We start from the raw sequence: 245 nt of genomic DNA on the forward strand, positions 1-245 counted from the left end.
GTCGGCGCTCGCTGCTGCCACCAACTGCCCGGTATGTACGTCGCGCAGATAGAGATTGATGTTGAGAATGAGGTTGGAGACCTTCTGCACCACGCCAGTCATCACCAGATCAGCGCCCAGCTCGCCGTGTTCGACCTCGAGATGATCGACACCAGCCTGCAGGGGGAAGTGGACGGGCCGCGGACCGACGAGCAGGCGCGGCTGCTCCGCACCGGCGCTCAGGTGCGCAGGGAGCTTGCGGACTC

1 protein-coding gene and 1 pseudogene are annotated in these 245 nt (G+C 64.9%); one reads left to right on the top strand and one right to left on the bottom strand.

Annotated elements, in window-relative coordinates; genetic code table 11:
- A partial coding sequence (locus FNJ47_RS55220; protein ID WP_430649499.1) for a DUF2380 domain-containing protein occupies positions 1–102 on the bottom strand: 102 nt, incomplete at its 3' end.
- A 39-nt stretch (positions 103–141) separates the two neighbouring features.
- Here FNJ47_RS55220 and FNJ47_RS54305 point away from each other — a divergent pair.
- A pseudogene (locus tag FNJ47_RS54305) lies at positions 142–245 on the top strand (DUF3280 domain-containing protein); the annotation flags it as partial.

The sequence above is a fragment of the Bradyrhizobium uaiense genome, from assembly GCF_010811875.1.
Lineage (GTDB): Bacteria > Pseudomonadota > Alphaproteobacteria > Rhizobiales > Xanthobacteraceae > Bradyrhizobium > Bradyrhizobium uaiense.